General features: G+C 72.1%; 17 protein-coding genes. 10 read left to right on the top strand and 7 right to left on the bottom strand.

The window, feature by feature from the left end; translation table 11 throughout:
* Positions 1-3: 3 nt before the first annotated feature.
* Positions 4-561 (bottom strand): ester cyclase, encoded by a 558-nt coding sequence (locus tag JOD48_RS14495; RefSeq protein ID WP_191792208.1) that lies wholly within the window; start codon positions 559-561, stop codon positions 4-6.
* A gap of 244 nt (positions 562-805) precedes the next feature.
* On the opposite strand from JOD48_RS14495, the gene JOD48_RS14490 reads away from it, so the two are divergent.
* Positions 806-1870, top strand: coding sequence for a uroporphyrinogen decarboxylase/cobalamine-independent methonine synthase family protein (locus JOD48_RS14490; RefSeq protein ID WP_191792207.1), 1065 nt, complete (start codon positions 806-808; stop codon positions 1868-1870).
* Between the two features lie 98 nt (positions 1871-1968).
* On the opposite strand, the gene JOD48_RS14485 is transcribed toward JOD48_RS14490, so the two are convergent.
* Complete coding sequence (locus JOD48_RS14485) at positions 1969-3237, bottom strand: sensor histidine kinase (RefSeq protein ID WP_204809616.1); 1269 nt, start codon at positions 3235-3237, stop codon at positions 1969-1971.
* Positions 3230-3892, bottom strand: a complete 663-nt coding sequence (locus JOD48_RS14480; RefSeq protein WP_191792205.1) for a response regulator transcription factor — start codon at positions 3890-3892, stop codon at positions 3230-3232. Before JOD48_RS14480 ends, JOD48_RS14485 begins: the two co-directional genes overlap by 8 nt.
* 189 nt (positions 3893-4081) lie before the next feature.
* Here JOD48_RS14480 and JOD48_RS14475 point away from each other — a divergent pair, with 189 nt between their 5' ends.
* From JOD48_RS14475 to JOD48_RS14450, 6 genes are all read left to right on the top strand, one after another.
* A complete protein-coding gene (locus tag JOD48_RS14475; RefSeq protein ID WP_204809615.1) occupies positions 4082-4564 on the top strand; it encodes a hypothetical protein in 483 nt (160 codons plus the stop codon).
* On the top strand, positions 4561-5664 hold the full coding sequence (locus JOD48_RS20200; protein ID WP_204809614.1) for an efflux RND transporter periplasmic adaptor subunit: 1104 nt from the start codon (positions 4561-4563) through the stop codon (positions 5662-5664). Before JOD48_RS14475 ends, JOD48_RS20200 begins: the two co-directional genes overlap by 4 nt.
* A complete protein-coding gene (locus tag JOD48_RS14465; RefSeq protein WP_204809613.1) occupies positions 5661-6350 on the top strand; it encodes an ABC transporter ATP-binding protein in 690 nt (229 codons plus the stop codon). Before JOD48_RS20200 ends, JOD48_RS14465 begins: the two co-directional genes overlap by 4 nt.
* On the top strand, positions 6347-7537 hold the full coding sequence (locus JOD48_RS14460) for an ABC transporter permease (RefSeq protein ID WP_204809612.1): 1191 nt from the start codon (positions 6347-6349) through the stop codon (positions 7535-7537). The genes JOD48_RS14465 and JOD48_RS14460 overlap by 4 nt, the downstream gene beginning before the upstream one ends.
* 195 nt (positions 7538-7732) lie before the next feature.
* Positions 7733-8473 carry an HAD family hydrolase gene (locus JOD48_RS14455; protein WP_204809611.1) on the top strand — a complete coding sequence of 247 codons (741 nt, stop codon included), beginning with the start codon at positions 7733-7735 and terminating at the stop codon, positions 8471-8473.
* The gene (locus JOD48_RS14450) at positions 8473-10950 is read left to right on the top strand and encodes a glycoside hydrolase family 65 protein (RefSeq protein WP_191792200.1); all 2478 of its coding nucleotides are present in this window, start codon (positions 8473-8475) and stop codon (positions 10948-10950) included. The genes JOD48_RS14455 and JOD48_RS14450 overlap by 1 nt, the downstream gene beginning before the upstream one ends.
* A 107-nt stretch (positions 10951-11057) precedes the next feature.
* On the opposite strand, the gene JOD48_RS14445 is transcribed toward JOD48_RS14450, so the two are convergent.
* Entirely contained in the window at positions 11058-13229 is a 2172-nt protein-coding gene (locus JOD48_RS14445; RefSeq protein WP_204809610.1) for a prolyl oligopeptidase family serine peptidase, read from the bottom strand.
* A gap of 189 nt (positions 13230-13418) precedes the next feature.
* On the opposite strand from JOD48_RS14445, the gene adhE reads away from it, so the two are divergent.
* Together adhE and ligA are read left to right on the top strand one after the other, a co-directional pair.
* Entirely contained in the window at positions 13419-16148 is a 2730-nt protein-coding gene (gene adhE / locus JOD48_RS14440; RefSeq protein ID WP_204809609.1) for a bifunctional acetaldehyde-CoA/alcohol dehydrogenase, read from the top strand.
* 343 nt (positions 16149-16491) lie between these two features.
* Positions 16492-18987: an NAD-dependent DNA ligase LigA gene (gene ligA / locus JOD48_RS14435; protein ID WP_372440745.1), complete on the top strand. Its 2496-nt coding sequence runs from the start codon at positions 16492-16494 to the stop codon at positions 18985-18987.
* 25 nt (positions 18988-19012) lie between these two features.
* Here ligA and JOD48_RS14430 read toward each other — a convergent pair whose 3' ends face one another.
* Complete coding sequence (locus tag JOD48_RS14430; RefSeq protein ID WP_204809608.1) at positions 19013-20002, bottom strand: dihydrodipicolinate synthase family protein; 990 nt, start codon at positions 20000-20002, stop codon at positions 19013-19015.
* A gap of 81 nt (positions 20003-20083) precedes the next feature.
* On the opposite strand from JOD48_RS14430, the gene JOD48_RS14425 reads away from it, so the two are divergent.
* Positions 20084-21205, top strand: a complete 1122-nt coding sequence (locus JOD48_RS14425) for a hypothetical protein (protein WP_239527415.1) — start codon at positions 20084-20086, stop codon at positions 21203-21205.
* Positions 21206-21346: 141 nt separating this feature from the next.
* On the opposite strand, the gene JOD48_RS14420 is transcribed toward JOD48_RS14425, so the two are convergent.
* Positions 21347-22012 carry a ThuA domain-containing protein gene (locus JOD48_RS14420; RefSeq protein WP_204810606.1) on the bottom strand — a complete coding sequence of 222 codons (666 nt, stop codon included), beginning with the start codon at positions 22010-22012 and terminating at the stop codon, positions 21347-21349.
* A gap of 17 nt (positions 22013-22029) precedes the next feature.
* Positions 22030-23163: an ROK family protein gene (locus JOD48_RS14415; RefSeq protein ID WP_191792225.1), complete on the bottom strand. Its 1134-nt coding sequence runs from the start codon at positions 23161-23163 to the stop codon at positions 22030-22032.
* Positions 23164-23187: the final 24 nt, after the last annotated feature.

The following is a 23187-nucleotide window of genomic DNA, read 5'->3' as shown; positions in this document are numbered from 1 at the left end:
TCGTCACACCGCGACCGGGACGCTGCTCCCCACCGCGGCACCGGGCTGCGTCGCGGCGAGCACCGCGCTCGTCGGGACGACGGGGTGCTCGCTGAGCTCGCGCACGAGCCACGCGTCGTCGCGCACCGCCCAGTGCTCGGCCTCGCGCCCGTCCACGAAGCGCAGCATGTGCATCTCGCGGACCGTGAAGTGACGGCCCGTCGGGGCCAGGCCCCGGAAGTAGCCCGTGTGCCGGGCGCTGAACGCGACGTGCAGCGCCACCAGGTCGCCCTCGGCGACCGCGTGCAGCACCTCGACGCGCTGGTCCGAGAACGCGTCCGAGAACCAGTGCATGGTCGCGACGAGCCCCTCGATGCCGCCCGAGCAGCCGGGGGCCGGGTCGTGGTTGTGGAAGTCGGCGGCGACGAGCGCCGCGAGCGCCTCGGCGTGGTTCCCAGGGATGGCCTGCGTGTGGACCGCGATCGCGGCCGCCTTGTTGGTCGTGTGGGCGGCGGTCGTGTCCGCCTCGTCCCGGTCGCCGGGAAGGGTGGTCCCGGTCGCCTCGTGCCTGCTGCTGCTCATGTCCGCCTCGCTCGTCCGGCGGGGTCGGTCCAGCGGCCACCGCGTCGTCACGGTCTGTGGTGCATACTCATCAGCCTTCACTCGGAGAGAGGGACACCGCAAGAGTTCGTGCGGGTGATGCCCGGGTGAGTTATCCGGCGAGCGTCCGAGGAACGGACGCCGTCGGTGCAGTCGAGGCAGTTGATGGACCGGCCGGGCCGTGGGGCCGGTCGTCGAGCACGTCGAACAGCAAGGAGACCTGGACATGACGTCAGTCAGCGGCCACGGGCCGTGGCCCGGCGGCGAGGGCACCGACGTCCTCGAGGCGCAGCAGATGATCTTCGGGGACCTCGCCGAGGTCCCCACGGGCGTCACGCCCGTCCCGTTCCTCGTGCGTCTGCCCCAGCGGGGACCAGGGTCCGACGGCGTGGGCCGCACCGCGACCCTGCTCGCGGACCTGCCCGTCGAGGTCGGGCCGCACGGGTGGAAGCTCGCGGACCGGCCCGGCATGGACGAGCGCCGGGCCAGGGCCTTCCTCCGGGACGACCTCGGGGCGCTCGCGATCGCCGGGCACGGGTACGTCGGGCCGCTCGCGGTGTCGGTCGTGGGGCCGTGGACGCTCGCGGCCGAGCTGTACCTCGCGCGCGGGGACAGGGTGCTCGCCGACCTGGGCGCGCGGGCCGACCTGGCCGCGTCGCTCGCCGTCGGGGTGCGGGCGCACCTCGACGAGGTGCGACGACAGGTCCCCGGCGCCGAGCTCGTGGTGCAGGTCTCCGAGCCGCTGCTGGGTCAGATCAACGCGGGCGTGCTGCCCACGTTCTCCGGGTTCTCCCGCCTGCGGCCGGTCGAGGGGCCCGCGATCGTGGAGGGCCTCGAGACGGTCCTGGGGGCGGTGCGGGACGGGGGTGCGCGCAGCGTCGTGCACGTGGGGCCCGCGTGGGTCGGGATCGCTCCCGTCGTCCTCGCCGGTGCCGACGCCGTGGGCCTGGACCTCGCGGCCCGGGCCGACGGCTGGGACGAGAAGGGCTGGGAGCTGGCCGCGCGCGCGGTCGAGCGCGGCGTCGGGGTCTGGGCCGGGCTGCCGCCCGCGAAGGTCTCGCAGTGCTCGGGGCCGAACCTCGGTGAGCTCGCGTCGCTCGTGACGGTGCCGTGGCGCCGGATCGGCCTCCCGGCGTCGGGGCTCGACGACGTCACGCTCCTCGCCGCACCGCGTGCGGGGGGAGTGGGGCTGGGGTCGGGGCAACGGCTCGGGAGCATCGACGAGAACCGCGCGATGCTGGGCAACCTCGGCCGGGTCGCGGAGATGCTCGCGGAGCGGGCGCAGGACTGAGGGTCGGGCGCAGGACCGGGGTCGCGCGCGGGCGGCGGAGGACTCCACCTTCGAGGGCGTGACCCGCCAGGCCGGCGCCGGCAGGAGAAGCGGGCGGATCAGGACCCGGTGGCGTCGGGTTGCGACCTGGCGCGCACCGGGGGCGGGAGCAGGACGACAGCCCGCAGTCCTCCTTCCGGGCGCGGTGCGAGCCGGAGCTCACCACGGAAACGCTCGACGATCGCCGCGACGATCGACAGCCCCAGGCCCTGCCCCGTCGCCGTCGTGGCCCTCGTGCGCCCCGCTCCTCGGGTGAAAGGGTCGGTGAAGCCCTCGACCGCCGCGGGGTCGAGGACCGGACCGGAGCTGACGACCTCGATCGCCCACCCCCCGGGAGGGTCGCAGGGCCCGGCATCGACCGCGAGAAAGCCACCGGGCACGTTGTGCCGGATGCCGTTCTGCACCAGGTTGGTGACGAGCTGGCGCAGCAGGACGGGTTCGCCGTCGAGCGTCGTGCCGGTCAGGCTCTGCTCGATCCGGACGTCGTGGGCCGCCGCCTCCTCGGCGCACGACTCGATCACCTGAGCGACGACCCGTGCCGGGTCGAACCGTTCGAGGTGCGGGGGCGAGGAGTCGATCCTGGCCAGGTCCAGGAGAGCCGTCACGGTCTCGATGTTCCGCTCGTTCATGACCCGGAGACGGTCGAACACGATCCTCTCCTCCGGGTCGTCGTGCTGGGCCAGGGCGACGTCCAGCATGGCCCGGGTCGTCGCGAGCGGGGTCCGCAGCTCGTGCGAGGCGTTGGCCGCGAAGCGGCGCGTGGCCGTGAAGGACCGGTCGAGGCGATCGAGCATCTCGTCGAAGCTCTCGGCGAGCTCCGAGATCTCGTCCCGGGGTCCGGACAACCGGATCCGCTGCGCCAGGTCGCCCTCGCTCGCCCGGTGCACGGCCGAGTTGATGTCCTGCAACGGCCGGAGCATCCGGCCCGCCACCGCCCAGCCCACCGCGGTGCCCACCACCGCCAGGACGACGAGCACGACGATCGAGGTCACGAGCAGGAGGTTGAGGAGCTGCTCGCTCGACGTCACGAGGAGCTCGGACGCGGGGACGACCACCGCTGCCGGTGCCGTCGGGTCTCCGGTGGGGAGCGGCGAGCCCCCGGGGGCGACCGAGGCCGCGTCGGTGGACGCCGTCGTCGCCGTGGCAAAGTCGTAGGTGGGGACATAGCGCATGAAGACGTAGACGATCGCGAGCAGGACGATGCCCGCCCCCGTAAGGAGCGCCGAGTAGGTCAGTGCGAGCCGCGCGCGCACCGTCAGACGGTAGCGCTTCGTCTCCGGCTCCCTGCCGTCGAGGTCCGGCGGCGGGGTGGGCCGCGGGCTAGTCATCGCTGATCACGTACCCCGCACCGGGCACCGTGGCGATGACTCCCGGGTCGCCGAGCTTGCGCCGCAGCGTGCTGAGGGTCACCTTGACGGCGTGCGTGAAGGGGTTGGCGTTCTCGTCCCAGGCCTTCTCCAGGAGCGTCTCCGCGCTGACCACGGCTCCGTCGGCCGCCAGGAGCAGCTCCAGTACCGCGAACTCCTTCCGGGTCAGGGTGACGCGCCGACCCCTGACCGTGACCTCGCGGCGGAACGGGTCCAGGCGGACTCCGCGTCGCTCGAGCACCGGAGGCCGGGACGTGAAGCTGCGCCGGTTGAGGGCGCGGAGCCGGGCGATGAGCTCGGGGAACTCGAACGGCTTGGACAGGTAGTCGTCGGCGCCGAGGCCGAGCCCGTCCACACGGTCGTCGAGGGTCCCCGCTGCCGTGAGCATCAGCACCGCGGGCGCGGCAGGGTCGGCCGCCAGGCGCCGACAGACCTCGTCCCCGTGCACACCGGGGATGTCCCGGTCGAGCAGCACCACGTCGTAGTCGCACAGCTCGACGGCGAGGAGCGCCGCGTCGCCGTCCGGGGCCACGTCGGCCGCGATCGCCTCCATGGCCAGACGCGCCCGGACGGCGTCGGCCAGGTACTCCTCGTCCTCCACGATCAGCACTCGCACGTGCGTGTCCACCTTCCTTCGCTCGGGAAGCCCGTTCGCGGCGCCCCGCCGATCCATCTCCCCCAGGAGACCACGGAGAAGGTTGCGTCGAGGTAAGGCGCGGACCTTACTTTTCCGCAACCAGGGGCTTGATGAGATCGGCGCAGCACGTCAGGTCGCCCGACCTCGACGCGACGAAAGGACACCACTGTGCGCACGACGACCATCCGTTCCCTCACCGCAGTCCTCGGGACGGGCCTGCTCCTCGCGGTCTCCGCCTGCTCCCCCGCTGCGGACTCCGACCCGGAGCTCGACACGGGAGCCCCCAAGATGACCATCGAGGAGTGGCGGCAGGACGTCGACGACTGCATGCTCGACGCCGGCTACGACCTCGTCGCCATGAGCGAGGGGGGTGGCACCACGCCGTCGATGACGAGCGAGGAGTCGGCGGCTTTCGACACCGCGTACACGGCCTGCATCGACGACATCGGCGAGGCCCCTGTCGACGAGAACATGCCGTCCGAGGACGAGATGTTCGAGGCCCAGCTGGCCTTCGCCGCGTGCATGCGCGAGGCCGGCTACGACTACCCCGACCCCGTCAAGGGATCGGGCATGAGCGAGGCGCTCGGTCCTGAGATCGACCCCGACGTCGTCGACACCTGCTACGCCAAGAGCCAGGAAGCCGTCCAGTGAGCGCTCCCACCACCACTGACCAGTCCTCGGCGACCACCACCGCCCGCCCTCATCGAGCACGACGCTGGATCCTGACGACCCTCGGCGCCCTCGCGGCCGTCGCGGCCGTCGTCGGCGTGGTCGCTCTCACGCGTCCGCCCGCGGCCCCCGACCCCACGAGCACCCGGCTCGAGCTCGAGACCGTGACCGTGACCCGCGGTGACCTCACGGAGCAGGTCCGGACCCAGGGCACCTTGGCCCACAACGCGCAACGCGACCTGGGGACCGAGCTCACCGGGGTGATCACCGGGCTTCCCGCACCGGGCACGGTGGTCACCGTGGGCCAGGAGCTGTTCCGGATCGACGACCTCCCCGTGACCCTGCTGCGAGGGACCCTGCCCGCCTGGCGCACGTTCACCGCCGGGATGTCCCCGGGGAACGACGTCCTCCAGCTCGAGCAGAACCTCGCCCAGCTGGGCTTCTTCGTCGCGAAGCCCGACTCCACGTTCAGCGAGAGCACGACGGCCGCGATCAAGAAGTGGCAGAAGTCGCTGAAGGTCGAGCAGACCGGCACGATCGATCTGGGCCGGGTCGTCTTCTCGCTCGTCGACGTCCGCGTGCAGTCGCACAAGGCGCAGGTGGGCGACACCGCCGGTCCCGAGATCCTCTCCGTCACGGGACCGGACAAGCAGGTCCAGGCCTTCCTCGACCAGGCACAGGCCCCCGTCGCCCCCGTCGGCACCAACGTGGCGATCACCCTCCCGGGAGGCGTCTCCACGACGGGAACGGTCGCCGAGGTGGGGGCACCGGTCGAGCAGGAGGGCGGCGACGGCAAGACGCTCAAGGTGCCGGTGACCCTCACGCTCGACGACCCGGCTGCGGCCGAGTCTCTCGACAACGTCGCCGTCACGCTCCTGCTCACCCGGACCCGCGCGACCGACGTGCTGACCGTGCCCGTCCTGGCCCTGCTCGCGCAGCCGGGGGGCGGCTTCGCCGTCGAGACCTCGGCCGGCGACAGCACCCAGCTCGTGCCTGTCGAGCTCGGGACGTTCGCCAACGGCCTGGTCGAGGTGACCGGGGGCGACCTCGAGGTGGGCGACACGATCGTGGTGGCCAAGTGAGCACAGCGATCATCGACCTGGAGGACGTGACCCGCACCTACGGGTCACCACCGACGGTCGCGCTCGGTGGGGTCACCCTGAGGATCGACGAGGGTGAGATGGTCGCGATCGTCGGCCCGAGCGGGTCCGGCAAGTCGACCATGCTCAACATCATCGGGTCCCTGGACCGCGCGTCCTCGGGCGCGACCAGGATCGCCGGGAACGACGTGACCGCCATGAGCGACGCGAGCCTCTCGGCCTTGCGGGCCTACACGATCGGGTTCATCTTCCAGCAGTTCCACCTGTCCGACGGCGTCACGGCCCTCGACAACGTCGCCACCGGTCTGCTGTACACCGGCCTGGCGCCCCGCGAGCGCCGTCGCCGGGCGCGCACTGCTCTCGAACGCGTGGGCCTCGGCGCACGGTTGCACCACCACCCGCGGCAGATGTCGGGCGGAGAGCGCCAGCGCGTCGCGATCGCGCGCGCCGTCGTCGGCGAACCTCGCCTGCTCCTGGCGGACGAGCCGACCGGCAGCCTCGACACCGCCTCCGGCGAGGGCGTCGTCGAGATCCTCCACGACCTGAACAGGTCCGGGACCACGGTCGTGGTCATCACCCACGACCAGGAGCTGGCCGACCGCCTGCCCCGGCAGGTCCGCATCCGCGACGGCAGGATCCTCTCCGACGACCGGGAGGACAGCCGATGAGCCTCGACCGCCGTTCCAGGCTCCGGCCCGGCGACCTCTTCAGCCTCGGCCTGCACGGGCTGCGCGCCCGCCCCATGCGCGCGATCCTCTCGTCCTTGGGCATCGCGATCGGTATCGCCGCCATGATCTCCGTGATCGGCATCTCGACCTCGAGCCAGGCGCTCATCAAGGACAAGCTGTCCGCGCTGGGCACCAACCTGCTCACGGTCACGGCCGGCACGGACGTCCTCGGCCAGGACGCGCCCCTCCCGCCGGACGCCGTCGCGCTCGTGCGGCGCATCCCGGACGTCCTGCACGTGAGCTCGATCGGTACGCTCGACACGATCACGATCTTCCGCAGCTCCGAGGTCGATCCGGGCCGCACCGGAGGGTTGACCGTGGCGGCCGCCGACCTCGACCTGCTCGAGGCGACCGGTGCCCGGATCATGCACGGGTCGTGGCTCAACGAGTCGACCGCGCAGTACCCGGCGGTCGTCCTCGGCCGCGGGACGGCCGAGCGCCTCGGGATCGGCACGGTGGGCAGCCTCGTGTGGGTGGGCGGTCACCCGTTCACCGTCGTGGGCATCCTCGAGTCGTCGCCCCTCGCCCCGGAGCTCGACTCGACGGCACTCGTCGGCGAACCGATCGCCGCTGGCCAGTTCGAGCACGACGGCGCGCCGACGACGATCTACGAACGGTCCACCGAGGCGAGCGTCGCCCAGGTGCGCAAGCTCCTGCCGCCGACGATCCACCCCGAGTCGCCGAGCCAGGTGCAGGTCAGCCGCCCCTCGGACGCCCTCGCCGCGAAGAACACGGTCGATCAGGCCTTCACCGGGCTCCTGGTCGGGGTGGGCTCGATCGCCCTGCTCGTCGGTGGGATCGGGGTGGCCAACACCATGGTCATCTCGGTTCTGGAACGTCGTCAGGAGATCGGTCTGCGGCGCTCCCTGGGCGCCACGCGCGAGCACATCCGGGTGCAGTTCCTCTTCGAGGCGATGCTGCTCTCGGCCCTCGGTGGGGTCGCGGGCGCCGTCCTCGGGTGGGTCATCACGGCCGTCGTCGCCAGGACGAACGGGTGGAGTCTCGCGATCCCCCCCGAGGTCCCCGTGCTGGGGGTCGTCGTCACGATCCTCGTGGGGGCGGTCGCGGGCGTCCTGCCCGCCGTGCGCGCGTCCCGCACCTCGCCGACCGCGGCACTGAGCAGCTGAGGTCTGCCGACGTGCCCCCCGCGTGCAGAGCTTCCGGCGCGCGCAGGGGGCACGTCTCGTCCTCGCGGCAGGCAGGGGGCCGGGGACACGCCTCCCGTCGCCGTTTTCGCCCAGGCGCCCCCTGGTGCGTAGGCTCGGAGCGAGGTGCCGAACTCGCGGCGCTCCCTCGTCCGTCCACTCTCCCGAAGGAGCGCGATGCCCGCTCTGCACGCCGTCCTCTTCGACCTCGACGGTGTCCTCACACCGACCGCCGAGGTCCACATGCGCGCCTGGGAACGCCTGTTCGCGCCGTTGTGCGACGAGCGCGGGGTCGCGCCGTACGCCTCGGCGGACTACTTCGCGCACATCGACGGCAAGCCCCGCTTCGACGGGGTCGCCACGATGCTCGCCTCGCGCGGGATCGAGCTGCCGTGGGGAACGATCGACGACGCCCCCGGGGAGGGCACGGTCTGCGCGCTGGGCAACAAGAAGAACGAGATCGTCAACGCGATGTTCGCCCGGGAGGGCATCGACCCGTACCCGGGCTCGATCGCGTTCCTCGACGCCGTGACCGCGGCCGGGGCGCTCGTCGCGGTCGTCTCGTCGTCGCGCAACGCCCCGTCGGTCCTGGCGGCCGCGGGGATCGCGGACCGTTTCGAGGTCGTCGTCGACGGTGCTGTCGCGGCCGCGGAGGGACTCGACGGCAAGCCCTCGCCCGCGACCTACGAGTACGCGGCCCAGCTCCTGGGCGTCCCGACGACCGCCGCGATCGTGGTCGAGGACGCGATCTCGGGTGTCCAGGCGGGTGCAGCCGGTGACTTCGGGCTCGTCGTCGGGGTGGACCGCGGGGTCGGGGCCGACGCCCTGACCGAGCACGGCGCCGACGTGGTCGTGTCCGACCTGGGCGAGCTCGACGCGACGGTCCTGGACCGCCCCGCGCACGAGGAGGCCCGCTGATGGCCGGGTTCGAGCACGGCTTCGACGGCACCGTCGACCGCAGCCGCTTCCCGGCGGACCCGTGGCGGCTCACCGAGAACCGCTACTCGGCGCACGACCTCGGGGTCACCGAGACCCTCTTCTCGGTCGGCAACGGGTACCTCGGCATGCGGGGGAACGTCGAGGAGGGGCGCGAGTCCCACACGCAGGGCACGTTCATCAACGGCTTCCACGAGACGTGGCGCATCCACCACGCCGAGGAGGCGTACGGGTTCGCCGAGGTCGGGCAGACCATCGTCAACGTCCCGGACGTCAAGATCATCCGGCTCTACGTCGACGACGAGCCGCTCCTGCTGCCCGTCGCGGACCTCGTCTCCTACGAGCGGTCGCTCGACATGGCCGACGGCGTGCTGCGGCGCGAGCTGTTGTGGCGCACGCCGTCGGGCAAGCGCGTCCTGGTGAAGTCCGAGCGCATGGTCTCGTTCGTCGAGCGGCACCTGGCCGTCATCACGTTCGAGGTCACGATGCTGGACGACCCGGCCCCCATCGCGATCTCGTCCCAGATCCTCAACCGGCAGGACGGGCAGGACGAGTACCACGTCCCGTCGGCCGCCATGGGCCAGGGCTTCGACCCCCGCAAGGCGAACCAGTTCACCGAGCGCGTCCTGCAGCCGCAGGCCCAGTGGGGGGACGACGAGCGCCTCGTGCTGTCCTACCGCTGCACCAACTCGGGCATGACGATCGCGGTCGCCGCGGACGACGACCTGGTCACGGAGAACACGTACGACGTGCGCACCCAGGTGGACGAGGACCTGGCCAAGCACGTCTACCGGGTCCAGGCCGAACCGGGGAAGCCGGTCCGTCTCACCAAGACCGTGGCCTACCACACGTCCCGCGGGGTGCCCGCGCGCGAGCTCATCGACCGGTGCCGCCGCACGCTCGACCGCGTGCGCGACGAGGGCATCGCGTTCCAGCACGCCGAGCAGCGCGAGTTCCTCGACGAGTTCTGGGCGCGCTCCGACGTCGAGATCCCGGGTCAGCCCGAGATCCAGCAGGCCGTGCGGTGGAACATCTACCAGCTCGCGCAGGCCACGGCCCGCGCCGAGGGCAACGGTGTCCCCGCCAAGGGCCTCACGGGCACGGGGTACGGCGGCCACTACTTCTGGGACACCGAGATCTACGTGCTCCCGTTCCTGACGTACACGAGCCCGCGGTACGCGCGCAACGCGCTGCGCTTCCGCTACCAGATGCTCGACGCCGCCCGCCGCCGCGCCGGTCAGCTCTCGCAGGAGGGTGCGCTGTTCCCGTGGCGGACGATCAACGGCGAGGAGGCCTCGGCCTACTACGCCGCGGGCACCGCGCAGTACCACATCGACGCCGACGTGACCTATGCCCTCATGCAGTACGTGCGGGCGACGGGGGACCAGGACTTCCTGGAGCGCGAGGGTGTCGACATCCTCGTGGAGACCGCGCGCATGTGGGCCGACCTCGGCTTCTGGCGGGCCAACGGGGACGACCACTTCCACATCCACGGCGTCACGGGCCCCGACGAGTACACGACGGTCGTGAACGACAACCTCTTCACCAACGTCATGGCGCGCTTCAACCTGCGCGTCGCGGCCGAGACGCTCCAGATCATGCGACGCGACGCGCCGCACGAGTACGAGCGGCTCGCGATCCGGCTCGGGGTCTCGCAGGAGGAGACGGCGGAGTGGGAGCACGCGGCCGAGCGCATGTCGATCCCGTACGCCGAGCACCTGGGCATCCACCCGCAGGACTCGCACTTCCTCGAGCGCGAGATCTGGAACCTCGCGGCGACACCTGCGGACAAGCGGCCCCTGCTGCTGCACTACCACCCGCTCGTCATCTACCGCTACCAGGTGCTCAAGCAGGCGGACGTCGTCCTCGCGCTGTTCCTCCAGGGGGCCGAGTTCACGCCCGAGGAGAAGCTGGCCGACTTCGAGTACTACGACCCGCTGACCACGGGGGACTCGACGCTCTCGGGCGTGGTCCAGTCGATCATCGCGGCCGAGGTCGGCTACCACGAGCTCGCGCTCGAGTACTTCACGTCGTCGCTGCTGGTCGACCTGGAGAACCGTCACGCCAACGCGTCCGACGGCGTGCACGTCGCCTCGGCCGGCGGGACCTGGTCGGCGCTCGCGTTCGGGTTCGGCGGCATGCGTGACGACTGCGGTCGCATCAGCTTCGACCCGCGCCTGCCGCAGTCGTGGGAGTCGCTGACGTTCCGCGTCACGCTGCGCGGGGCGCGGCTGAAGGTCACGGTCACGTCCGACGCGATCACGCTCGTGTGCGAGACGGGCGAGAGCGCCGAGGTGCTGGTGCGCGGCGAGACCGTGCGGGTCGCCGCGGGCGAGCCCGTGACGGTGGCCCTCGACGGGCAGGGGCCCGTCCGTCAGGGAGTGCCGAGCCTGCGGGACCTGACCGGCAACCGTCGCGAGGACGGCACGCTCATCACGGCCACGGTGCCTCACTCGTAGGTCGCGGGTGGGTCGTCCGCAGACACGCCAGAGGGCGGGGTCCCCCCGGGGGAGCCCGCCCTCCGTGCGTCTGCGCGTGCGTCGTGCGGACGAACGGTCGCCCGGTGTCAGCCGAGCTGCTCGCGCAGGAAGCGGTAGTGGATCGCGGACATGTGCGCGGCCTGGGCGTTGTTCGCGGCGCCGCCGTGCCCGCCCTCGACGTTCTCGTAGTACGTCACGTCCTTGCCGGCCGCGAGCATCTTCGCGGCGAGCTTGCGGGCGTGCCCGGGGTGGACCCGGTCGTCCTTGGTCGACGTCGTGAAGAGCACCGGCGGGTACTCGCGCTCGGCGTCGAACAGGTGGTACGGCGAGAACGTCTTGATGAACTCCCACTGCTCGGGGTCGTCCGGGTCGCCGTACTCGGCGGCCCACGACGCCCCCGCGAGCAGGTGGGTGTAGCGCAGCATGTCGAGCAGCGGGACTCCCACGATCACGGCGCCGAAGAGCTCGGGGTACTGGGTGAGCATGTTGCCCGCGAGGAGGCCACCGTTGGAGCGTCCCTCCATGCCGAGGTGCTCGGGGGTCGTGATGCCGCGGGCGACGAGGTCGCGCGCGACGGCCGCGAAGTCCTCGTAGGCCTTGTGCCGCTTGGCCTTGAGGGCGGCCTGGTGCCACGACGGGCCGTACTCGCCGCCGCCGCGGATGTTCGCGACGACGTACACGCCGCCGTCGGCGAGCCAGGCCCGTCCGAGCCCGCCCGAGTAGCCAGGGGTGAGCGAGACCTCGAAGCCGCCGTAGCCGTAGAGCAGCGTGGGTGCGGCGCCCACGGGAGCGGAGCCGGCGCCCGCCTCGGCGGCGGCACCGGCGGCCTCCGGGCGGACGAGCTCCTCACGCCCGACGACGAAGTACGGGACGCGCGTGCCGTCGTCGGACACGGCGAAGTGCTGGTCGATGACCAGGCCCGCGGCGTCGAAGAAGGTGGGGCTCGACTTGAGCACCTCGGGCTCGGTGCCCGCGCCGACCGTCAGGAGCGAGAGCGTCGAGGGCGTGAGGTAGTCGGTCGTCACGAGCCAGACGTCGTCGCTCTCCTCGGAGTCGACCGCACCCACGACGACCGTGCCGATGGTCGGCAGACCGGGCAGCTCGCTGCGGGTCCACGGTGCGGACAGGTCCTCGGCGCGCGGAGGCGGCGTCAGCACGTGGAGGCGGTTCTTGACGTCCTCCAGGACGTTGACCACGAGATGGTGCGCGGTCCACGTGGCCCCGGCGAGCGACGTCGTGGGCGTGGGCTCGAACAGGACCGTGAAGCCGCGCGCCCCGGCGAGGAAGTCCTCGAAGCGGGTCGCGAGCACCGACCCCGCGAGGTAGGTGGCGCCGCCGACCGTCCAGTCGTCGCGCAGCTCGACGAGCATCCACTCGCGCTTGACGCCGACCTCGGCCGAGCGCGGGACGTCGATCTTGACGAGGTGCTCGTCGGGCGTGCCCGCGTCCTGGACGATGTAGGTCTCGCTGTCGTAGAACGCGATCGAGCGGCCGACGAAGTCGCGCTCGAACCCGGGCGAGTGGGTGCGCCAGCCGAAGATGTACATGTCCTCGGGCTCGCCCTCGTACACGACCGTCGCCTCGGTGACCGGGGTGCCGCGGCGCCAGCGCTTGACGATCCGGGGGTATCCCGAGGGGGTCATCGAGCCCGGCCCGAAGTCCGTGAAGACGTACACCGTGTCGGCGTCGATCCACCCGAGCCCGCCCTTGGACTCCTCGCGGAAGAACCCGCCGTCCTCGGGGGCGACGAACTGCTTGGTGACGAGGTCGAACTCGCGGGTCACGTCGGCGTCGGAGCCGCCGGGCGACAGGTCGACCAGGGCGTGGCGCCACTCGCCGCCGGGGGCGGGACGCAGGACGCTCGCACCGTGCCAGACCCAGCTCTGCCCCTCGGCCTCGCCCAGCGCGTCGAGGTCGAGCACGAGCTCCCACTCGGGGTGCTGGGTGCGGTACGAGTCGAGCGTCGTGCGGCGCCAGACGCCGCGCTCGTGCTGCGCGTCGCGCCAGAAGTTGTAGTAGTGCTCGCCGATCTTCGAGACGTCCGGGATCTTGTCGTCCGAGTCGAGGACCTCGCGGATCGACTGCTCGGTCGCGGCGAACTCGCTCGTGGCCTCGATCGTCGCGGCGGTCTCGGCGTTGCGGCCCTGGACCCAGGTGAGCGCCTCGCGGCCCTCGACCTCCTCGAGCCACAGGTACGGGTCGTGCGGCGTGGTCGGCTGTCCGGTGGGTGGGTCGGTCACGACGTTCTCAGCACTCATGCCAACACACTAGGCGACCGATCCGCGGGACCGGGCATGCATAGATGCCAGGGGAGAGCGGGGGCGGGGGAGGCTCGTCCGAGATCACCATCGAACATCACTTGCATCTATCCGTACCTTGTGAAAGTATTCACAAGCAAGGGAAAGACACCACGCAGACCCGGCCGCTCGGGTCACTGGAGGAGCAACGTGAGCAGCACGAGCAAGGCCCCCGTGAAGGCCCCCGCCGGAGTCACCGAGATCGACGCCCTCGTCGACCGTGGCCTCAAGGCGCTCAAGCAGTACGACGCCTTCACCCAGGAGGACATCGACCGCATCGTGAAGAAGGCGTCCGTCGCGGCGCTCCACGAGCACGGCCGCCTCGCGCAGCTCGCGGTCTCCGAGACCGGGCGCGGCGTCTTCGAGGACAAGGCCACCAAGAACATCTTCGCGTGCGAGCACGTGCCGAACTCGATGGCCAACCTCAAGACGGTCGGCGTCATCGGGCGCGACGAGCTCACGGGCATCGTCGAGATCGCCGAGCCGGTCGGCGTGGTCGCGGGCATCACCCCCGTCACCAACCCGACCTCGACCGCGATCTTCAAGTCGCTCATCGCGCTCAAGACGCGCAACCCCATCATCTTCGCGTTCCACCCCAGCGCCCAGAAGTGCTCGGTCGCCGCAGCCCGCATCGTGCGGGACGCCGCCGTGGCCGAAGGCGCCCCCGAGGACTGCATCCAGTGGGTCGAGCAGCCCTCGCTCGAGGCCACGTCGGCACTCATGAACAACGACGGCGTCTCGCTGATCCTCGCCACGGGCGGCAACGCCATGGTCCGTGCCGCCTACTCGGCGGGCAAGCCGGCCCTCGGCGTCGGTGCGGGCAACGTCCCCGCCTACATCGAGAAGACCGCCAAGCTCGGCCGCGCCGTCAACGACGTGGTCCTGTCCAAGGGCTTCGACAACGGCATGGTGTGCGCCTCGGAGCAGGCCGTCATCCTCGACGCCGAGATCTACGACGCGGCTCTCGCCGAGTTCGCCCACATGCACGCCTACCTCGCGAACCCCGAGGAGAAGGCGATGCTCGAGCGCTTCATCTTCGGCGTCGAGGCAGGCGGGGCGAACTGCGCCGGTGCCAAGCTCAACGCCACGATCGTCGGCAAGAGCCCCCAGTGGATCGCGGAGCAGGCAGGATTCTCGGTCCCCGACGACACCTCGATCATCCTCGCGGAGTGCAGCCAGGTCGGCCCCGCCGAGCCCCTGACGCGCGAGAAGCTCAGCCCCGTCCTCGCGGTGCTGCGCGCCGAGTCGACCGACCACGGCATCTCGCTCGCCGAGCAGATGGTCGAGTTCGACGGCCTGGGCCACTCGGGCGCGATCCACACCGAGGACAAGGACATCGCGGAGGAGTTCGGCCAGCGCGTCAAGGCCGTCCGCATCCTGTGGAACCAGCCCTCCGCGCTGGGCGGCATCGGCGACATCTACAACGCGCTGATCCCGTCGCTGACCCTCGGGTGCGGCTCGTACGGGCACAACTCGGTGTCGAACAACGTGTCGGCCGTCAACCTCGTCAACGTCAAGCGGATCGGACGTCGTAACAACAACATGCAGTGGTTCAAGATCCCGCCGAAGACGTACTTCGAGCCGAACTCGATCCAGTACCTGACCCAGATGCCCGACGTCGAGCGCGTCACCATCGTCACGGACAAGGTCATGAGCCAGATCGGGATCGTCGACAAGGTCCTCGACGTCCTGAACCGCCGGCCCAACAAGGTCTCGATCCAGATCATGGACCAGGTCGAGCCCGAGCCCAGCGTCGAGACGGTCGAGAAGGGCGCGGAGATGATGCGCGACTTCAAGCCCGACACGATCGTCGCGATCGGCGGCGGGTCGCCCATGGACGCCGCGAAGGTCATGTGGCTCAAGTACGAGCACCCGGAGATGGCGTTCTCGGACCTGCGCGAGAAGTTCTTCGACGTCCGCAAGCGCGCGTTCAAGTTCCCGACCCTGGGCGACCTCGCCAAGCTGGTCTGCATCCCGACGTCGTCGGGCACGGGCTCGGAGGTCACGCCGTTCGCGGTCATCACCGACCACGCGACCGGGTACAAGTACCCCCTCGCCGACTACGCGCTGACCCCGTCGGTCGCGATCATCGACCCGGTCCTGACCGCGACGATGCCCGCGAAGCTCGCGGCGGACTCGGGCTTCGACGCCCTGACGCACGCGACCGAGGCCTACGTGTCGGTCTACGCGAACGACTTCACCGACGGTCTGGCGCTGCACGCGATCAAGCTGGTCTTCGAGCACATCGAGGACTCCGTCACGCAGGGGGCGGCAGCCCCCGAGGCCCGCGAGAAGATGCACAACGCGGCCACGATCGCCGGCATGGCGTTCGGCAGCGCGTTCCTCGGGATCGTCCACGCGATGGCCCACACGGTCGGCTCGACGTTCGGCCTGGTCCACGGCCGCACGAACGCGATCTTCCTGCCGCACGCGATCCGCTACAACGGGCAGATCCCGACCAAGGTCACGGGCTGGCCCAAGGCCGAGAAGTACATCGCGCACGAGCGCTACCAGCAGATCGCCAAGCACCTTGGCCTGCCGGCCTCGACGCCCGAGCAGGCCGTCGAGTCCTACGCCCGGGCCGTCGAGGAGCTGCGCGCCAAGGTCGGGATCGAGCGCTCGTTCAAGGAGCAGGGCGTCTCGGAGCGCGAGTTCATCGGAGGCCTCGACGCCCTGTCGATGCGGGCCTACGAGGACCAGTGCGCCCCCGCGAACCCGCGTCTGCCGATGCTCGAGGACATGAAGGACATCATGGTCGCGGCGTACTACGGCACGACCCGCGAAGAGGTCCGCGCCGAGCGCAAGGCCACCGAGGAGGCAGCCCGCAGGACTGCCGAGAAGAAGGCCGCGGCCCCCGCCGCGGACGAGCCCTCGAAGTGATCCAGGCACCGGCGTCCGGGAAGCAGCCCGGACGCCGGTAGCCCGCACGACGACCCGAGCGGTACGGGTCACGGTCGGGTGGCGCGTCCTGCCGGGTGGCGCCACTCACCACGGGCCCGAGGCATCCCCCTTGGCCTCGGTCCCGCTCGCAGCGCCCCCGCGTCCTCCAGCGCGGGGGCGCTGCTCGGCGTCCGGGCACGCGAAGGTCCGACGGCGGAGCGCGCCTGGTGCGTCCGGCCCGAGCTCCCGGGTGCGCCGGTGGGCAGGGGCGAGCGCCGCCGTCGGGCGGGACGCGCCGCCACCGGGGCAGGCGGCTGTGGGTGGGGCGAGCGATGATGGGCACGTGAACGACGCCACCCCGCCGCACCCCGCAGCCAGCCCCGACAGCACGAGCACGGCCCTCGCGACCGCCGCCTCCGACACCGCTGTCGCCCCCGATGCCGCCCCGGCGCTGGACGAGGCCGGTGCCCAGCGCCGCTGGGCCGAGCTGGTCGCCCAGGTCGAGGCCGACCAGCGGGCCTACTACGAGGCCGACGCCCCCGTGTCGTCGGACGCCGAGTACGACGCGCGCATGCGCGAGCTCGAGGCGCTCGAGGCGGCGCACCCCGCGCTCCAGACCCCCGAGTCGCCCACGCAGCGGGTCGGCGGGCGCGCCGCGACAGGTTTCGCGACGGTCGAGCACCTCGAGCGCATGCTCTCGCTCGACAACGCGTTCTCCGAGGAGGACCTCGCCGCGTGGGCCGCGCGCGTGCACCGGGACCTGGGCGTCTCGCCGGAGGCCCCCGTGGAGTACCTGTGCGAGGTCAAGATCGACGGCCTCGCGATCGCGCTGCTGTACGAGCGGGGGCGGCTCGTGCGGGCCGCGACGCGCGGCGACGGGCGCACGGGCGAGGACGTCACGGCCAACGTCCGCACCATCACGAGCATCCCCCAGCAGCTTGCCGGTGACCCGGCCTCGCATCCCGCGGTGATCGAGGTACGGGGCGAGGTCTTCCTCGGGGTCGAGGATTTCGCGGCCCTCAACGAGGCGCTCGTCGCGGCCGGGCAGGCGCCGTACGCGAACCCGCGCAACACCGCGGCAGGCTCCCTGCGTCAGAAGGACCCGGCCGTGACCGCGAGCCGCAACCTGCGCATGTACGCGCACGGCGTCGGGGCGCTCCAGTGGGACGAGGGGGAGCACGCCGAGCTCGCGCGCCAGTCGGACGCCTACGCGCTGTTCGAGCAGTGGGGCATCCCCGTCTCGCCGCACAACCGCGTCGTCGACGGGCTCGCGGGCGTGCAGGAGATGATCGCGTACTTCGGCGAGCACCGGCACGACATCGAGCACGAGCTCGACGGGATCGTCGTCAAGGTCGACGAGCTGGCGCTCCAGCGCCGCCTCGGGGCCACGAGCCGCGCGCCCCGGTGGGCCATCGCGTACAAGTACCCGCCCGAGGAGGTCAACACGCGCCTGCTCGCGATCCAGGTCGGGGTCGGGCGGACCGGCCGAGCAACCCCGTACGCCGTCATGGAGCCCGTGCTCGTCGCGGGGAGCACGGTGCGTCAGGCGACGTTGCACAACCAGGACGTCGTGCGCGCCAAGGGCGTGCTGATCGGGGACGTCGTGGTGCTGCGCAAGGCGGGGGACGTCATCCCGGAGATCCTCGGGCCGGTCGTCGCGCTGCGCGAGGACGGCGTGCAGCGTACGGAGTTCGTCATGCCGGCCGAGTGCCCCGAGTGCGGGACACCGCTGCGCCCCATGAAGGAGGGGGACGTCGACCTGCGCTGCCCCAACGCGGAGAGCTGCCCGGCGCAGGTCCGCGGGAGGGTCGAGCACATCGGCTCGCGCGGCGGCCTCGACATCGAGGCGCTGGGCGAGGTCACCGCGGCCGCGCTCACGCAGCCCTACGAGCCCGCCGAGCCGCCGCTGCGCACCGAGAAGAACCTGTTCGGTCTCACGGTCGACCAGCTCGCCCCGATCCGCGTCGTCGTCCGCGACCCGGAGACCGGGCTGCCCCGGCCGTTCGAAGGGGTGGGCGAGTCGGGCGAGGTGGAGATGTCCGACGGCTCGGTGCTGCTGGCCAAGGTCGTCCGACCGTTCCAGAAGGTCGCCGCCCGCACCTACCCGCCGGGGTTCGAGGACGCGACCCCCGCCGAGCGCCGGGCCGCAGGAGTCCGCAAGGACTTCCCGGTGTACGGCCCGTCGACCACGGCGCAGACGCTCGTGGACGAGCTGCGGATCGCGAAGACCAAGGACCTGTGGCGCATCCTCGTGAGCCTCAACATCCGGCACGTCGGGCCGGTCGCCGCCCGGGCCCTCGCGGAGTGGTTCGGGTCGCTCGACGCGGTCCGGGCCGCGAGCCGCGACGAGCTCGCCGCGGTCGAGGGCGTCGGACCGGTCATCGCCGACGAGGTGCTCGCCTGGTTCGAGGTGGGCTGGCACCGGGAGATCGTCGAGACCTGGCAGCGGGACGGGGTCCGGTTCGAGACCCCGGGGCACCCCGGCCCCGGTGCGCGCCAGCAGCCGACCGGCCCGCTCGCTGGCCTGACGGTCGTGGTCACGGGAGGCCTCGAAGGGTTCTCGCGCGACGGCGCCAAGGAGGCGATCCTCACCGCGGGCGGCAAGGCCTCGGGGTCGGTCTCCAAGAAGACCGACTACGTCGTCGTGGGGGAGAACGCGGGCTCGAAGGAGACCAAGGCCAGGGACCTGGGCCTGCGCATCCTCGACGAGGCCGGGTTCGTGGCGCTCCTCGCGGGCGGACCGGCGGCGGTCGGGGACGCGCCGGAGCCCGAGGACTCGGAGCCGGAGGGCTCGGACGCCGAGGACACCGAGGACACAGTGGGGCCGACGGCCGACTGACGGCCCGCACGGGGCTGGCAGGGGTCTACCTCGCGGTGCCGGTCCCGGTGTCCGCGGGACTCGGCACCCGGGAACCCGGCACCGCAGCCGGCCGGCGGGCCAGCACGGCCCGCAGCCCTGCGGTCTGCTCGGGCGGTGTCGCCAGGACGGGCCCCCGCGGCGGACCGGTCGGCACGCCGAGCAGCCCGGCGAGCGCGTGGAGTCCTGCGACGGGCCGCAGCCGTCCGAGCTCGCGGACGAGGGCCAGGAGCCAGGACCGCTCCACGACCGCGTCGAGGGGCCGGCGGTCGACGTGCGCGCGGCGCATCACGACGTACTCTTCGGGCACGAGGGCCGCGACCCCGGTGTGCCAGGCGTCGCTCGCAGGCAGGGTCGTGAAGGCCCCCTCGGTCATCGCGAGGTCGCCGCTCAGGCCTACGGCGAACGGTTCGCGCGCGACCGCGGCACGGACGGCGTCCAGCCGGGCGCCCACGTCCGTCCGCCCGGCCGGGTCCTTGAGCCCCCGGAGCCTGGTGGTGCGGGCGAGGTGGGCCAGCACCTCGGGCGTCACGTCGTACCCGTTCTGGACGGGCCGGTTGTAGAAGCACACGGGGAGGTCGGTCTCGGCGGCCACGGCCTCGAACAGGGCCACGACCTCGGCGTCGACGAGCGGGGTGTAGGCGAACGGGGTCAGGACCAGCCCGTGGGCGCCGCCGGCCTGCGCCGCGACCGCGTGCCGCACGACCTCGGTGGTCGAGGGGGCCGCGACCGCGACGTGCACCGGGACGTGCTGCCCCGAGGGACCGGGGCCGGCGTCGTGCGCCGCCCGGACCGCGGCGCCCACCACGGCAGCGCGCTCCTCGGGTGCGAACGACGTGCCCGCACCCGACGACGCGAGGACCGTGACGCCGTCGGCCCCGGCGCGGACCGCGTCCTGGACGACGCGCGTCAGCGTGCCCAGTGCGGGAAGTCCGTCGGCGCCCAGCGGCGTGATCGGGTAGGCGAGCAGCCCGGTGAAGGGCGTCGGGGAGGTCATCCCCGAGATGGTGCCACAGGCCGTCTGCCGAGGGATGAACAGCCCGGCCCGTGAAGTGGTACCCACGTCTACGATGCGGTCATGACTCAGGCGACCTCCGCGACCCGGCCCTCCCCGCACGACGACGACCCGCAGGCAGCCGCCCAGGTGCGCGGCGCGCACCTCGTCGGCTCCGTGAACCTCCCCACGGCCGAGGACACGTTCCGCACGGTCGCTGCCCACGCGGGTACCCACCTCCGGCGCATCCCCGACGGCGAGGTGGGCGAGCGCTTCCACTGGATCCTCTTCCAGGGCGCGCGCTTCGACGCCGTACCCGGGCTGGCACGGTTGCCGATCGAGCCCGTGATCGTCGCCGGGTTCGACGTCCGTCCCCACGTGCTCGACGGCTCGGTCCCGGCGGACGAGCTGGTCTTCGGCGAGCTGGGCTACGCGGCCGCCGCGACGGCGTCGTACGCGGACTTCGTGCGGCTGCGCGCGCAGGGCGTGATCCCCGCGACCACGCGCTTCCAGGTGTGCCTGCCCACTCCGCTCGCCCCTGTCGTGGCGTTCGTGGTCCCCGAGGCGCGCGAGGTCGTGTACCCCGCCTACGAGGCCGCGATGCTGCGCGAGATCGAGGCGATCGTCGCCGCGGTCCCTGCGGGCGACCTCGCGATCCAGCTCGACCTCGCGACCGAGTTCGCGCTGGTCGAGGGCGCGAACCTCGGGGCCGGACCGGCCCAGGCGTGGTTCGCGATCGACTCCGACGAGGTGCTCTCGGGCTGTGTCGCGCGCGCCGCACGCGTGGCCTCCACGGTGCCCGCGGACGTCGAGCTCGGTTTCCACCTCTGCTACGGGGACGTCGCCGAGAAGCACTTCGTGGAGCCGTCCGACACGCGCCGCCTGGTCGAGGTCGCGAACGGCCTGGCCGCGACGGTGACGCGCGAGATCGCGTGGTTCCACCTGCCCGTGCCGATCGAGCGCGACGACGTGGAGTACGTCGCGCCGCTCGCGGACCTCACGATCGATCCTGCGACCGAGCTCTACCTCGGCGTGGTGCACCACGAGGACGGCGTCGAGGGCGCGCAGCGTCGCCTCGCGGCCGCGGCCCAGGTGCTGGGGGAGCGGGAGATCGGCGTCGGCACCGAGTGCGGGTTCGGTCGTGGCCCGAGCGAGCGCACGGGCCCGCTGCTCGACGTCCACACGGCGGTCGCGCGCGCCTGGTAGGAGCGCTCGGCGCATGCCCGACGTCGCAGCGCACGTCGGTGACCGGCTCGCTCCGGTGCGTGGCGCCGTCGGGAGCATGAACGGTCGACGACCCGGGTCGTCGACCGTTCGTCGTCCGCGCCCGCTAGGCGCGGGGGAGCGTCACCGGGCGGCCCACAGCAGGCCGCGCTCGATCACGGTGCGCAGCCCGGGGGTCTCGAGGTCCGCGAGCTGGTGCCCCGGTGCGCACACGAAGATGCGCCCCTGACCCCACCGGCGGGTCCAGATCGAGGGCGAGACCACGGGCGAGCGCCACGGCGAGTCGGCCGTGGGCTCGATGGTCGTGGTCGCGAGGACCTCGTTGAGCGAGTCCGCGAGCACCCAGTACTGCTCGGAGCGCAGCGCGATGGGGCCGAGGCCGGCCACGATGGGGTGCTCGGCGTGCTCGGGCACGATCTCGACGGTGTGGTCGACCAGGTCGCCCGGGTGCGCGGCGAACTGGCCGCCGAGCATCTGCAGGTAGTCGGTCGCCATGCGGTACGAGTCGATGATCCCGCCGTGCCAGCCCGCGAGACCCGTCCCGTTCGTCACGGCCTGGCGCAGGCCGCGCATCTCGTCGGGCAGGATCTCGCCCATGGTCCAGGACTGGACGATCAGGTCGACGCCGACCATGTACTCGGCGTCGGCGTACACCTCGAGCGAGGACTCGACGACGACGTCGAAGCCCGACTCCTTGAGGAAGGGGACGAAGAGGTCGGTGCTCTCCTCGGGGGAGTGGCCTGGCCATCCTCCCCGGACGATCAGGGCCCGACGGTCCGGCACGCTCATGAGTCCTCCGTTGGCGCTCACGCGATCAGGGCATCGATCGCTGCGGGAGAGAGTACGTGATCGATCGCCATGGCGCTCGCACCGAGCACGCCGGCCTGCCCCCGGGCCTGGGACGTGACGATGCGCAGGTGCTGCGTGGCCAGCGGCAGCGAGCGCTGGTAGACGATCTCGCGGATGCCCGCGATCAGGTGCTCTCCCGCGTCGGCGATGACGCCGCCGACCACGATCATGGAGGGGTTGAGCAGGCTCACGCACGCGGCGAGGACGGCCCCGATGTCGCGGCCGGCCTGGCGCACGGCGTGGCTCGCCATGAGGTCGCCGCCGCGCACGAGGGACACGACGTCGCCGCTGTTGGCGGCCTCGAGCCCTTCCTTCTTGAGGGCGCCGGCGATGGCCTGGCCGCTCGCGACGGCCTCGAGGCAGCCGATGTTCCCGCAGCGGCACGGGGTGTCCGTCGCGTTGGGCACGGCGATGTGGCCGATGTCGCCGGCCGCACCCTGGGCGCCGCGGCGCAGCTCGCCGTCCGAGATGACTCCCGCGCCGATACCCGTCGCGACCTTGACGAAGAGCAGGTCGCTCACGCCGGGCCATGCGGTGCGGTGCTCGCCGAGGGCCATGATGTTGACGTCGTTGTCCACGAGGACCGAGGCGTCGAACGTGCGCTTGAGGATCGCGGGCACGTCGACGTCGTCCCACGCGGGCATGATGGGCGGGTTGATGGGTCGTCCGGTCGAGTGCTCGACGGGGCCCGGGAGCCCGACGCCGACGCTCACCAGGTCCTTGAGGTCGCGCCCGGTCGTCGCGATGAGCTTCTCGCCGGTCTCGGCGACCCAGGCGAGGACGTTCTCCGGACCGTCGGAGATGGCGAGCGGTGCGTCGACCTCTGCGAGGACGTTCGACGCGAGGTCCGTGACCGCGAGGCGCGCGTGCGTCGCGCCCAGGTCCACGGCGAGCACGATGCGTGCACCGGGGCTGAAGGCGAACGTCACGGGCGGTCTGCCGCCGGTCGAGCTCGCCTCGCCCGCGGGCGCGATGAGCCCGGAGGCCATGAGCAGGTCGATGCGGGCGGCGATCGTGGACCGCGCCTGCCCGGTGATCGCGGCGAGGTCAGCCCGCGTGCGGGGTTGGCCGTCGCGGAGCAGCTGGAACATGTCCCCGGCGCCGGTCGGGCGGGG

Origin of the sequence: Oerskovia paurometabola, assembly GCF_016907365.1 — a bacterium.
Lineage (GTDB): Bacteria > Actinomycetota > Actinomycetes > Actinomycetales > Cellulomonadaceae > Oerskovia > Oerskovia paurometabola.
This window is presented reverse-complemented; position numbering and strand designations above follow the sequence as displayed.

Coding starts and splice junctions, on each gene's coding strand:
- JOD48_RS14495 (WP_191792208.1), bottom strand. CDS start 561: ATGAGCAGCAGCAGGCACGAGGCGACCGGGACCACCCTTCCCGGCGAC.
- JOD48_RS14490 (WP_191792207.1), top strand. CDS start 806: ATGACGTCAGTCAGCGGCCACGGGCCGTGGCCCGGCGGCGAGGGCACC.
- JOD48_RS14485 (WP_204809616.1), bottom strand. CDS start 3,237: ATGACTAGCCCGCGGCCCACCCCGCCGCCGGACCTCGACGGCAGGGAG.
- JOD48_RS14460 (WP_204809612.1), top strand. CDS start 6,347: ATGAGCCTCGACCGCCGTTCCAGGCTCCGGCCCGGCGACCTCTTCAGC.
- JOD48_RS14455 (WP_204809611.1), top strand. CDS start 7,733: ATGCCCGCTCTGCACGCCGTCCTCTTCGACCTCGACGGTGTCCTCACA.
- JOD48_RS14450 (WP_191792200.1), top strand. CDS start 8,473: ATGGCCGGGTTCGAGCACGGCTTCGACGGCACCGTCGACCGCAGCCGC.
- JOD48_RS14445 (WP_204809610.1), bottom strand. CDS start 13,229: ATGAGTGCTGAGAACGTCGTGACCGACCCACCCACCGGACAGCCGACC.
- JOD48_RS14430 (WP_204809608.1), bottom strand. CDS start 20,002: ATGACCTCCCCGACGCCCTTCACCGGGCTGCTCGCCTACCCGATCACG.
- JOD48_RS14425 (WP_239527415.1), top strand. CDS start 20,084: ATGACTCAGGCGACCTCCGCGACCCGGCCCTCCCCGCACGACGACGAC.
- JOD48_RS14420 (WP_204810606.1), bottom strand. CDS start 22,012: ATGAGCGTGCCGGACCGTCGGGCCCTGATCGTCCGGGGAGGATGGCCA.
- JOD48_RS14415 (WP_191792225.1), bottom strand. CDS start 23,163: ATGTTCCAGCTGCTCCGCGACGGCCAACCCCGCACGCGGGCTGACCTC.